The organism is Jejuia pallidilutea (assembly GCF_002973595.1).
GTDB classification, from domain to species: domain Bacteria; phylum Bacteroidota; class Bacteroidia; order Flavobacteriales; family Flavobacteriaceae; genus Jejuia; species Jejuia pallidilutea.
In genome coordinates, this window is sequence record NZ_PVEO01000001.1 from 446,142 (window position 1) to 459,573 (window position 13,432).

At 35.1% G+C, this 13,432-nt stretch carries 8 protein-coding genes; 2 read left to right on the plus strand and 6 right to left on the minus strand.

What is annotated here, in order from left to right:
* Window positions 1–65 precede the first annotated feature (65 nt).
* The 5 genes from CLV33_RS02020 to CLV33_RS02040 all read right to left on the minus strand — a co-directional run bounded on the left by CLV33_RS02020 (window position 66) and on the right by CLV33_RS02040 (window position 7,657).
* Entirely contained in the window at window positions 66–1,379 is a 1,314-nt protein-coding gene (locus CLV33_RS02020; protein WP_105472493.1) for a family 43 glycosylhydrolase, read from the minus strand.
* Window positions 1,380–1,404: 25 nt separating this feature from the next.
* Window positions 1,405–4,536 carry a glycoside hydrolase family 2 TIM barrel-domain containing protein gene (locus CLV33_RS02025; protein ID WP_105472494.1) on the minus strand — a complete coding sequence of 1,044 codons (3,132 nt, stop codon included), beginning with the start codon at window positions 4,534–4,536 and terminating at the stop codon, window positions 1,405–1,407.
* A 64-nt stretch (window positions 4,537–4,600) separates the two neighbouring features.
* Complete coding sequence (locus tag CLV33_RS02030; protein ID WP_105472495.1) at window positions 4,601–5,761, minus strand: glycoside hydrolase family 43 protein; 1,161 nt, start codon at window positions 5,759–5,761, stop codon at window positions 4,601–4,603.
* Between the two features lie 26 nt (window positions 5,762–5,787).
* Window positions 5,788–6,549: an SDR family NAD(P)-dependent oxidoreductase gene (locus CLV33_RS02035; protein ID WP_105472496.1), complete on the minus strand. Its 762-nt coding sequence runs from the start codon at window positions 6,547–6,549 to the stop codon at window positions 5,788–5,790.
* 16 nt (window positions 6,550–6,565) lie between these two features.
* Window positions 6,566–7,657 (minus strand): mandelate racemase/muconate lactonizing enzyme family protein, encoded by a 1,092-nt coding sequence (locus tag CLV33_RS02040; RefSeq protein ID WP_105472497.1) that lies wholly within the window; start codon window positions 7,655–7,657, stop codon window positions 6,566–6,568.
* A gap of 373 nt (window positions 7,658–8,030) precedes the next feature.
* On the opposite strand from CLV33_RS02040, the gene CLV33_RS02045 reads away from it, so the two are divergent.
* The gene (locus CLV33_RS02045; protein WP_105472498.1) at window positions 8,031–9,596 is read left to right on the plus strand and encodes an aldehyde dehydrogenase (NADP(+)); all 1,566 of its coding nucleotides are present in this window, start codon (window positions 8,031–8,033) and stop codon (window positions 9,594–9,596) included.
* 15 nt (window positions 9,597–9,611) lie between these two features.
* Window positions 9,612–10,778, plus strand: coding sequence for a fumarylacetoacetate hydrolase family protein (locus CLV33_RS02050; RefSeq protein WP_211297526.1), 1,167 nt, complete (start codon window positions 9,612–9,614; stop codon window positions 10,776–10,778).
* A 109-nt stretch (window positions 10,779–10,887) separates the two neighbouring features.
* Here CLV33_RS02050 and CLV33_RS02055 read toward each other — a convergent pair whose 3' ends face one another.
* Window positions 10,888–13,395: an Ig-like domain-containing protein gene (locus tag CLV33_RS02055; RefSeq protein WP_105472500.1), complete on the minus strand. Its 2,508-nt coding sequence runs from the start codon at window positions 13,393–13,395 to the stop codon at window positions 10,888–10,890.
* Between the last annotated feature and the right edge of the window lie 37 nt (window positions 13,396–13,432).

The following is a 13,432-nucleotide window of genomic DNA, read 5'->3' on the forward strand; positions in this document are numbered from 1 at the left end:
TTATTGATTATTATTAATACTTAAAAACAAGAAAGTATGATTACCGGTTATAAGTTTAAATAAGTTTATTTAAAACTGAACCAATCTAAATGTAAAATATCTGTTGATTTTCCTTTGAAAACGAAGCAAATATCATTTACATTTTTAAGACCATCCAAATCACAGGATAAGAGTTTATACGATTTAAATCCACCTGTACCTGTGACATTACAAATTCCTAAAATGTTTCCTGTTTCATTTTTATCTCGAATTTCAATGCTGCCTTTTTTTGTAGCGGACACATAAAATTGGATGGTTTCTTTATCTGAAAGGTTTGCTATATTAGGGAAATAAAGCGTCCCTCCATTTTGAATTTTCTGTATTTCAAAACTTCCATTTGGAGATTCTGCCTTATTTACTTTCCCTGCTTTCATGTACCATTCAGCTTCAATTTTATCCCAATTCGCATCATATCTTCCAACACCTGTAGCAAAATGTTTTTCTAAAAAATTGATGTCATCAACCATTTCGCCATTATCCTTATAATGCAAATAGGTAATGTAAGATTCCCTGAATTTAATATTAGAATCCAAATGAAATTTGCACCAAGTATGGAACCATTGGTTTTTCCAAGTAAAATAATTTCCATGAGCTTGGCGTGTTAACCCATAGTTACCATTTCCTGAGTTGCCCACATAATCATAAGGACCATAAATAGTATCAGATATAGCGTATAAAGATCCTGCTGACAAATAATATTTTCCATTAAATTTGTGCAGATTGGGCTTGTCATTATAAAAACCACCTTCTTTATTTAATACAATTGCTTTCGGTTTTTCCTGCAATGATATCATATCATCCGATAATTTAGCTATGTAGTAGCGCATATCTTCATTTTTCCCTAAATACCAACCAAAACAGATATAAGCAGTTCCATCTTCTTCAACTAAAACTGTAGGGTCGTACTCTAACCCTGGCGTTAAATCTTTAGCTAACAAAGGTTTTCCTAAAACATCTTTATATGGCCCTTCAGGTTTATCTGCAACCATAACGCCAGTAGATTCATTTCCGTTAGAAAAATAAAAATAATATTTCTCATTTTTTTCAACCGTTTCCGTCGCCCAACATTTGGTGGAACCTTTTCCCATATAGGTTTCAGATGGTTTGATTACACGTTCATAATGCCAATTTACTAAATCATCAGAAGACCAAATATGCCAATCGGGCATTATAAAATCCTTGGCTGTTGAATCGGCATCTCGTGTTGAAAATAGATAAGCCTTTTCATTGAAAATATAAATATGCGGATCTGCCATACCAAAATCTTTTATAATTGGATTTTGTGCGTTAACTTCAATATAAACCACGCTAATTAAAAACAAAAGCAAAATATTTTTCATTCTGAGTACTTTTTTTAAGAATAACTTATTTTATTAAAGACAGTATGTAGGTGTAACTATAAGTTTTATCTAATAACCTGTAAGCATCATGAGGTAAAGCTTTCCAACTGTTATCTCCGCCTAAACCACGTTGTTTTAAATCGACATGTAAGTACACTTTATCCTGTGGTTTTAAGTCGGTAGGATGTCTTTGCTTTTTAGTTAAACCTGGATCTAGGTCTTCTGTTGATATGTTCAAGGCACTAAATCCTAGAGGTTTTTCCCCTTGAATTCGAATTCCTTTATTTGCCTTGTTAGTAAGGGTTAACCAACGTGTATCCGTTTTATAGCCAGCTTCTTGTGGTCGGATATAGGTCCATGTGTATTGATTTTTAACTTTATCGTGATACCTACCAATAAACGCAGCACTATTTCTATCTGAATAGTTTTCCCAAGGGCCTCTACCATAATAATCTAAATTTTCATAGGCTCCTGTCAATTCCATTCGCATACCAAATCTTGGAAGTTCAGGAAGCTCTTTCCCATTCATATCAATTGAAGCTGTAATCCTTAAAGCACCGTTATTAAGAATTTGATATATTAGAGTATAAGGCGCATCTACTTCTTGTAATTGATAAGTAATTGTAATTGGTAATCCTTGATTAGTTAATGCTCCTACTTTTACATCTTTTACTAGAGCTTTTTTCGAAGTTGCTGCTTTCCAAACCCCTAATTTTTCTGGCATCTTGTTTCCAAAATCATTATCTGTTGGTGCTCGCCAAAAATAAGCCTGCGGAAACTGCGTTATTAGATTTGATGTTTCATCATTGAAATGATATTGTTCTAATTCACCCGTTTTTAAATTAAAAACACCTTTTACATCTTTGGCTTCAAAAATAAGTTTCTCGTTTTTAGTTTTATAAGTGAGTTTCCCCTCAGGCAACCTATCATTTAAATTAAAAAACGTCTGGTTCCCTACTTTAAATTGTTCTCGTGCAATTTCATGGTTAGCTGGGATTAACCCTGAGGATTTATTGGTATAGGCATAAACATTCAGAAAATATTCTTTGTTTCCTAAATCAGGAAATTCTAAAGAAATAGTCTTACTTTCTTCAGGTTTAACTGAAACTGTAAATGTTTTTTGAGCAACACTAGCACCATCTGCAACCAACTCCCAACGAAATGTATAAGTATCTAAATTTGTGAAATTAAACTTATTAGTCACTTTTAACTTATTATCGTTTATTAGTTTAAATCCAATATTTTGATATACTTTTTTCACTTCTTCCATAGCTGGGTGCGGAATTCTTTCGGTGCTTACCAAGCCATTGGCACAAAAATTTTCATCATTTTGCATGTCTTCCCCTCCTAAATCACCTCCGTAAGCCCAAAACATACGACCATCCTTTGTTTCTGCTTTCAAACCTTGATCTACCCAGTCCCAGATAAAACCACCTTGCATGTGTTTGCTACTTTCTATAACATCCCAATACTCTTGGAAATTCCCATTACTATTTCCCATAGCATGTGAGTACTCACACATAATAAATGGTCGATCTTGTTTTGAGTTTGCGTAATTTGTCATTTGCTCGAATGGCGGATACATTGGTGCAACAATATCTGTATTCAAATCGGTTTCTCCTGATTGTTCAAATTGAACAAATCGTGTTTTATCCCTATTTTTAATCCATTTATAAATATCAAAAAACACAGGGCCGTTAGCACATTCGTTACCCATAGACCAAATTATAATAGATGGATGGTTTTTATCACGTTCTACCATTCTCTCAATTCTATCCATGTGTGTTGGCACCCATTCTGGTAAAAAAGCTGGATGAACTGACTTATCAAAAGGACCTTGTAATGACACACCCATACCATGGGTTTCAATATTGGCTTCATCGACTACATATAACCCATATTTATCACATAAATCGTACACTTCTTTAGCGTGAGGATAATGACTCATTCGAATGGCGTTAAAGTTATTTAGTTTCATTAGCTGAATATCCTTTAAAGTCATTTTTGAATCAGGAACATGGCCTTTTTCACCATGATGCTCATGAAGATTTACTCCTTTTACATAAATGACTTTTCCATTTACCATTAACTGGGCATTTTTTATTTCAATTTTTCTAAACCCTGTTCTTCCACTAAGTGCAGCAATTTCATTTCCATTATTATTGGAAAGCGTTACGGTATATTGGTATAAATTTGGAAATTCTGCACTCCATTTTTTTATTTGATTTAATGTCGTTTTAAATACAATCTGATTTTGTTTTACCTGTGATTTCGTTTCCTTGTATACAAGTTTACCTTCATCATATAATTTAAAGCTTACATTGGGAGTTGTTATTTTACTTCCCTGAAACTTTCTTAAGTCTATAGTAGCATCTAAAATTCCGTTTGAATAAGTGGCATCTAAACTACTTTTTACAAATAAGTCCCATACGGTTGTTTTTGGCATGGCTTGCAGATATACATCTCTTTCAATTCCACTTAATCTCCAAAAATCTTGATCTTCTAAATAACTACCATCATGCCAGCGAAAAACCTGTATAGCCAACAAATTCTCTCCTTTTTGCAAATATGACGTAATATTAAATTCCGCTGGTGTTTTTGAAGCTTTGGTCATCCCCACTTCCTTTCCATTCAAATAAATTTTGGCATAACCAGAAATAGAACCAAAATGTAAAATAATTTCATTTTCATTCCAGTTTTTAGGTATTTTAAACGTTTTTCTGTAGCTCCCCACAGGATTATAAAAATTATCTATAAAGGGTGGATTTTTGGTAAATGGATAAACAATATTGGTGTAAATTGGTATATCAAAACCTTCTACTTCCCAATTAGATGGCACTTTAATAGCTTTCCACGTTTTATCATCAAGGTCGGGTCTATAGAAATCTAATGGTCGGTCTGTTGGTTTTTTAACCAAATCAAATTTCCAGGTACCATTTAAACTTTTATAAAATTTGGATGCTTCTGGTTTATCCTGTTTCGCTTTCTTTTCGTTAGCATAAAGTATAAATTCAGCGTGGGCATCTTCTTTATTTCTATCAATAATACTCGGATTTTCCCATTCATTTCTACTCGCATTATTTGGAACAGTTGTTTGGCTCCATCCATTGAAGTATAAAAGCATCAAGAACACTATTACTGAATTTTGTTTCATCATCTATAAATTTTTAAACTAATTTTAATTAATTAAATGTTTAAAGGTTTACACCATTTAACGCAATCTATTTTTCATATTCACTAAAATCCCATTCTGGTAAATAATCTACATAAGGATAGCCATCAATATCAAACTTTATTGGTAACCAAACATACCGCCCATCAATAGGGTTTGTAGGGTTCCATCGGTCTCCCATATACATAAATGCGTCTTTTTTTCCTGCTATAGGAAGCACATAATTACCTTGTGAATCATAAGAAATATAAGCCAACTCACCTTTAAAAGGATTGCTCAATTCTTGCCAAGGACCAAATATATTTTCTGCAACGGCAGAACGAGACGCGTTAGGTGCCCAACCAGTACAGCCTGAGGCTATAAGGTAATATTTACCGTCTTTTTTAAAAATGGCTGGCGCTTCCATAAAGCGATCTGGAAAAACACGTACGTACTCACCAGTGGTATCCGTGTAATCGTCTGTTAATTTTGAAATATGAAGTGTTGCATTTTCTTCGGATGCATGTATGTGATAAGCCGTACCATCATCATCCACAAACAACGTTTGGTCACGAGACATTTGGCCGTTTTTAAAATCACGTTTTACCAAATTAAGCGAATCTGTACTAAACGGAATAGCCGACCCTCCAAACCTATAAGAAAGTGCCACCGGGTGTATTGGTTTTTCAATTAAATCGCCTGCATTTAAAGGCATGTGTCCGGCATTAGGACGCATACTTCTTACGTATTTGAAATTACCTGTAGGACTATCTGCAATTGCAATGGCTGTTTTTGCACCATCATACATAACACCCTTAGGCTCTAAATGAAACCACATCACGAACTTTTTAGTTTTTTGGTTGTATATGACTTTTGGACGCTCCATGATTACGCCTTTTGCAATATCATGATCTGGGTCATCTTCAACTACTCTTAACACAATGCCCTCGTCGTTCCAATCGTACAAATTGGTTGATGAATAACAATGAAAACCAACTTGAGCAGTATTCCCTACCAACCCTTCTACTTTATGTTCACCATACCAATAATAAACACCATCATGATAAAGCATGCCGCCCCCATGTGCGTTAATTGGTACGCCATTATTATCTTTCCAAATAGCACCAGATATGATTTTACTTTCTTGCACTTTTTCTTCTTTTTTATTACAGGAATTGAAAACTAAGACAAATAAAAAAGCAATGCTTAAAAACTGAAAAATTCGATTCATATTTTAATTTATTATATAATTACTAATTAAAAATTAACATTGGCACCACCATCTACGGGCAACACAACACCTGTAATGTATTTTGCTGCTTCTGAACTTAGAAATACTGCTGCATGGCCTATATCTTCAGTAGTTCCAAAATGATCCATGGCTATTCTATTTGTTATTTGTTTTTTTCTTGCCTCATCTTTATTGATGGCATTTAAAAACATATTAGATTCAATCCATCCGGGTGCTATGGCATTTACTCTTACGTTGTTTTTGGAAAACTCCGTTACTAAAGAATTCACCAATCCCGTCAAAGCTGTTTTGGAAGCACTATATGCAATGACCTTATCTACTCCAAACAATGCGGTCATGGAACTAATCATAATAATTGAACCGCTTTTACGCTTTAGCATATATTTGGCACATTCTCTGGTTAAACTAAAAACACTTATGAGGTTCGTTTGTATAATGCGTTCAAAGTCCTCATCACTGGTATCTTGTGCATAACCTTTGTAATGAATCCCTGCATTATTTATTAAAATAGCAATAGGTCCAATGGTGGTTTCAATATTTTCTACCAATAATGGCAATGTTTTTCTATCAGTAATATCATTTATTCGATAATAGGCATTTTCACCCAACACTGTAACGGCATCTTGGAGAATTTTTTCGCGTCTTCCAGTAATAACCACTTTACCACCTGCCTCAATGATTGCTTTTGCAATACCCAAACCAATACCTGTGCCGCCTCCTGTAATAAGTGCTAATTTTCCTAATAATGAAAATGCTTGTAATGACATACGTAATTGTTTTGATTTATTTAATTTCTGTTAAATGATCATCTAAAAAATTAAAACCCCAGCCTGGTAAATCATGCGGCATAGCATAACCATCTTTTACCAACATTGGGTTATCTATTAATGGATCTACCCAATCAAAAGACTCTGCTCCTACACCATTTGAAATGGTACAAAGCAAAGGCACATCATAATCTTTATAATAATGCGGTAGCACAGGCAAATGAAAACTTTTTGCTAAGGCAGCACTTTCTCGCCAAGCCTCTACACCGCCTATTCTTAAAATATCGGGTTGCCAAATATCCAAAGCATTGCGTGTTACCAACTCTCTTAATGGCAATGTATCATATTCACGCTCGCCCATAGCCAACGAAATACCAGTTTGATTTTTTAAAATTTGATAAGACTGGAAATCCTGATGATGCACAGGTTCTTCAAACCAATTAATATTTAAATCTTTAGCAGCATTTGCCAATTTTATTGCAGAGGGCAAGTCCATACCCTGATTGGCGTCCATCATAATATCAACTTTTTGCCCCACGGCTTCACGAACTAATCGTAAACGCTCTATATCCGTACTCACTTTAGGAGAACCTACCTTTATTTTTACAGCCTTAAAACCTCGATTTGCGTAATTGGTAACCTCTTCTATTAATTCATCAACAGTATAAGAAATCCATCCTCCACTTCCATAAATGGATACTTTTTCTTTATGAGTTCCCAATAATTGCTGTATGGGTTGATTTAAGTATTTCCCCCAAGCATCCCACATAGCAATATTTACGGCAGCTTGTGCCCATCTTAATAGACCTTGATTACCAAAGTATTCTGCTAAATCATCAAGCTTTCTGTAAACAACTCCAGTTTCGTTGGCCTTGAACCCTTTTATAACAGGAAGTACATCTTTTAAAGCCCCTATTATTGCATTAGGCGAATACTGAAAAGACAGCAAATACGACTCGCCAATAATACCGTTCTCCAGCTGTATCTTTAATATTACAAATGAAATTTCGCTGAGCGTATGAGTGGCATCTGAAATAGGTTTTTTCAACGCCGTTTTGGCAGTATATATTTTTGCATCTCGGATGCTAATGTCTTTGTTTACTGTCATTTTTTTTAATTTTTATTACTTCTATTGTTGTGACAAAGCACAAATAGGGAAAATCAAAATTACAAACTCCACGACAGAGTAATTTACACTATTTGACCTATTAGAAACACTATATTGACCAAAGTAGGCTATGGAAAAGAAAATATTTATTTTTAAAACCCTATTGGACTTAATTAGTTGGACTTAATTCCAAAAAGTGAAATACTCACAAAACCTAGAAATTTATAGTTTATCCACTTTTATGGAAATGTAATAAAGCAAAAAAATGGGAGTTATTGGGCTTAAAACATTAGACATTCTGAAATACCCACGTTAGATTTGGGTAAATAATTATAATCAAAATAAAAACGATTTTAAATATAAATTTTATTTTATGAAAATCAATGAAATAACTGGAAACAGTTTTATATCAGGAAAATGGACAGCAGGTGAAAAATCAACTTTTAAATCTTACCATGCCGTAACCCATGAAGCACTCTATGAAATACAAGAAGTCAATGAACATCAAATAACATCGGCGGTAAATGCATCGTACGAAGCCTATTTAGCCTATAAAGATTTTAACTTAGATAAACGTGCTGAGTTTTTAAATTGTATTGCAGATTGTTTAGAAGACGCAGAAGAAGAACTTTTACCAATTTGCGATTTGGAAACTGGCTTAGGCTTACCAAGATTAAAAGGAGAATTAGGACGTACCTGCGGACAATTAAGAGCATTTGCAGCATTGGTTAAAGACGGAAGCTGGCAAAAAGCCGTGATAGATACTGCCATTCCAGAACGCACCCCTTTGCCAAAACAAGATATCCGTAAAGTTTTTAGACCGCTGGGGCCTGTTGCTGTTTTTTCAGCGTCTAATTTTCCATTGGCATTTTCAACCTTAGGGGGTGATACAGCATCAGCTTTGGCCGCAGGAAATTCGGTTGTTTTAAAAGGACACCCAAGCCATCCCGCTACTACCGAAGTTTCTACTAGAGCTGTAGTAGAAGCTATGAAAAAATGCGATATTCCATTAGGTGTTTTTAGCATGTTACAAGGCGCTTCAAATGATTTAAGCACCCTTTTGGTTAAGGCAGAAAAACTAGAAGCCGTTGGATTTACAGGAAGCACCAGAGTGGGACGTATTCTTTATGACTTAGCAGCTTCCAGAGAAAAACCAATTCCTGTATATGCAGAAATGGGAAGTTCGAACCCTTTGTTTGTTTTACCTAATGCTTTAGAAAAAAACACCACAACAATAGCTCAAAATTTAGCAGCATCCATCACTTTAGGCACTGGACAGTTTTGTACCAAACCCGGATTGATTTTTGTTCCCACAACCTCATCTACAAAACCCTTTTTAGAGGCATTAAATACTGCTTTGGAAGCGACCACAATTGGCAACTTCTTAAATAAAAATATTGCTGATAGTTTTAAAAATAGTATTTCTCATTTACAATCTGATTCGAAAATAAATACGTTGCTTCAAGCTGACAAAAAAGCCATATTGACCATTAAAGCTACCGATTTTATTGAAAACCCAAAATTTGAGGAAGAAATATTTGGTCCTGCCGCATTAGTTATTACATGTGAGAATATGGAAGACATGAAAAAAGCAGCTAAGAATCTTACGGGACACCTAACTGGAACCATCCATACAGATAATGATGAAGATGCTTTTGAACTTCAGAATATTTTAGAGCAAAGTATAGGACGCATTATTTATAACGGGTTTCCAACAGGCGTAGAAGTTTGCCATGCCATGCATCATGGAGGCCCTTACCCATCTTCTACTTTCAGTAAAGAAACTTCGGTGGGCACAACTGCTATTGAACGCTTTTGTCGTGTGGTTTGTTACCAATCTGCACCTCAAGAAAACCTGCCTGAAGCACTTCAAAATAAAAACACAAGAGGCATTATGCGTCTTATTAATGGTAAATACACCACTGATTCTATAGATTAATTTAAAATGAATAAAATGATTATTCCTAATAATGCAAAGGATGGCATTTGGATAGGAAGGTGTTTTGTGCCTTCATCCAATTCCTATAACAATATAGCTGGCCCTCATGTGGTGATGGCTAAAGACGGAAAGGTTTATGACTTATCTCCTTTTTATGATGCCACAGCAGAATTGATAAATTGCCCTGATTTCCCTCAGATTTTAAAAAAAACGCACACACTTGATAGTATAGGTAATCTTGAAGACATTATACAAAATTCCATCTATACAAATAAAGATGAAAACGTTCCCTACTTTTTAGCACCCAACGATTTACAGGCCATAAAAGCTTGTGGCGTAACTTTTATTGACAGTTTATTAGAAAGGGTTATTGAAGAAAAAGCACAAGGAAATCCTGAAAAAGCATTTGAAATTAGAGAAACGCTCATCAAAAAAATAGGAACAGATTTAAGTAAAATTGTTCCAGGCTCAGAAGCTGCCGAGCTTTTAAAGATAGAGTTACAAAATCAAGGCATTTGGTCGCAATATCTTGAAGTTGGCATCGGAAAAGATGCTGAGATTTTCACAAAATCCCAACCACTTTCTGCTGTTGGATATGGCGCTCAAGTGGGTGTTTTGGAAGATTCCAATTGGAATAACCCAGAACCAGAAGTTGTTTTAGTGGTTAACAATAATGGACAAATCATAGGAGCTACTTTGGGCAATGATGTCAATTTACGTGATTATGAAGGCAGAAGTGCGCTTTTATTAGGCGAAGCCAAAGACCAAAATGGCTCTTGTGCCATAGGCCCTATGTTTCGTCTTTTTGATGAAAGCTTCACGCTATCAACATTGGAAAATGAAATTATTGACATAGAGATTTCTGGAACCGATGCGTTTCATCTCAAACAAAGTTCCCATATGTCCAAAATAAGCAGGTCTCCACAAAAATTGGTAAACCAAGCCATTGGAAAAAACCATCAATATCCTGACGGGTTGGTCTTATTCTGCGGCACTATGTTTGCGCCAACTAAAGACAGAAATGCCAAAGGACAAGGATTTACACATCACATAGGAGATGCTGTAACTATCCGTTCCAAACATCTAGGAACACTGCAAAATTGGGTAAATCATTGCCATCAAATTCCTAAATGGGAATATGGGACGTTAGAGTTTATCAAATACTTAAAAAGCAGACGCTAACCCCCTTTTTAGATTCAAAGAAAACCCGATGATAGCATAATCTATATCGGGTTTTTTATTTAAATTTATAAACCAAAATAGTTTTTATTGCGCACCTATCACTTGCTACCTATTTACTGTTTACAATTAGCTTTTTTGTGGTAACACCACTATTTGTTCTAGCAACAACAAGATATAAACCAGTTTGGAGTTCGCTAACATCAAGAATAGGTTTTTTTACACCTTCTAAATAATCTTTATAAAGTAAAGTTTTTCCTGTTAAATTAACAATTTTAATCTCTAGTATTCTTGCTTCGGTTAGAATTTCAACGTTATAGCTGGTAGGATTTGGAATAATTTTTAATGAATCATTTAGAGGCTTTATAGAACCAGTAGATAACGAACTATCTACGACTTCAAAAGTTACCCTATGGCTACTTGAGGCACCGCTATTATCTATTGCCTTTGCGGTGATGGAGTTTGTACCAATTGGTGGAGATACCCAGATATACTCATAGGGAGCACTACTATCTGTTCCCAATAGTGTAGCTCCATCATAGAATTCGACTTGCGATATTGTTCCATCATCATCATAAGCAGCTACTTTGATATTCAAATCTGTATCACTCTCAACAATCTGGTCATGGTAAAGAGTCTCAAAATCAATTGCTACAGAAGGTGCAATATTACCAGTAAAACCAGAAGGAATAGATCCTGTTTTATCATTCCAAGTTGTCCATGTAAAAAAATCATTAATCTCATTAGCAACTGCCTCGGGTAGTTTATATTGAGGAAAATAGTATTCTTTAGGCTTTACAGGACTTGCGTTTTCGAAAGTAAAGTCTCCGTTGGGTGCATCTGCAATTTTTGGATCCTGCCAAGTAGAATTGTCCGATTCTACTTTCCAGGCAGTTTTCCACCAATCTAGGTCACCATCTCCTCCAGGATTAAAGCCGTAACCACTAGAGTGAAAAGCTGTACTAGATTTTGCACCATAATAAATATTCTCAATGCCCTTATATTCATAATTTTCAGTTTTACTACCAGAAGGCCAAATATCCTGAAAAATCGTTTGACCAGGATCGGTACTATTCTCTTTTACTATAATATTATTTTCTGTAATAAATGGCTTTGCCAAAACCAATTCTTTACTTGCATGGTTATCGGTTCTGTCATACCATTGGATAGCCAATGCCGCACCATCCCTTCCATTGTTTCCACGTTGGGTACTGTTTGATAAGAGTATTGAATTAGTAAGGTTTGCGTCTCCGATGATGCTATAGTTCAACGGGTTATTTAACTGGTATGCTAAAATCGAACGATTAATCAAATAAGGACCGTTAGATAGTTCTATTGCTAAACCATGTCGGTTATACAATGAAATAAAATTATCTGTTAGAACGTCTTTTACATGTACGTCGTACCACAGACCATTGGAATGGTTTCCAATAGCCTTGGAACTTCTTACAATCACACCATCACAGTCGTGGATTTTGGCTCCTGCCAGATACCAAGAAATACCGCCCTTACGATCTCCAAAGGCATACCCTCGCCAATTATTAAAATTGAATTCACAGTTTTCTATCAACAAGTTTTTGCTTACGCTGGAACTGATACCATTGTTACCATTATAATTAAATTTACATGATCGCAAAGTCCAATGGCTTCCATTTGGTTTTAGGCCATTGGCACTATTTTGAGTAAACGTGCAATTTTCGAATTTTATATTGATACATTTATAGGAATCTCCAAAACGCAAAGCCCCCACATTTCCAAAATCGTCATGATTATTTGCACAATTCTTAAAAGTTATTTTTCTAAAAACCAAGCCATTTTTCTTCTCAAACTTGCCGAGTGTATATCGGGTAGCTACCTCTATATTTGCAGATGACCAATCGAATCCGGAAGGAACCTTTACGTATATATAATTTCCATTTTCATCTTTTTCAGCTACACCAAAGGAAAAGTCACTCAGACTTGTTGCCGGGTCATCAAATCCATAATATTCATAAGATATGGGTTCTATATTACCAAAGAAATTACCCCCGCCAGTGATGTTGTATCGTTCAAGAGGGATTTGTCTCATCATATTTCCGTTAACCACTACTAATTCCCTACGAACTGCAACCTCTGCTTTTGGTCCAAATGTTGGTGTATAATTTCCAAAATCATAAGACCAATTGTGTCGATACACACCATTTCCTAGGTTAGTCCATGTGTTTGGAGCATATTCATCGGCACCACTCCAAACAACCTGAGCCTCGTTTGTTCCCTCTATTACCAAGGGTGTATGTCTTCGGTTATTATTTAACGAAAAATCTACAGTCCCTAAAGATTCACGATAAATACCAGGATGAATAAGGATTTTTGTTTTTATGCCAGCATCTAAATCATTTAATGCAACATCAAACGCTGCAGTGATTGTTTTTTTGGCATCATTGTAACTTTTGCCACTGTTTGCATTGTTGCCACCGTTCTGACGGACATAGATGATATTAGAAATACCGCTTTCATCAATATAAGCTCCGTTAACATTACTCACATCTGGAAGTACTGTTTGTGCTGAAACTGTGTTTATTGTAATTAATACAATAGGTACTAAGAACGAATAAATAATAAAGTTTGAAATTTTTTCCATTTTAAATTTTGTTTATATTGAAGAGAAATCTATTGAA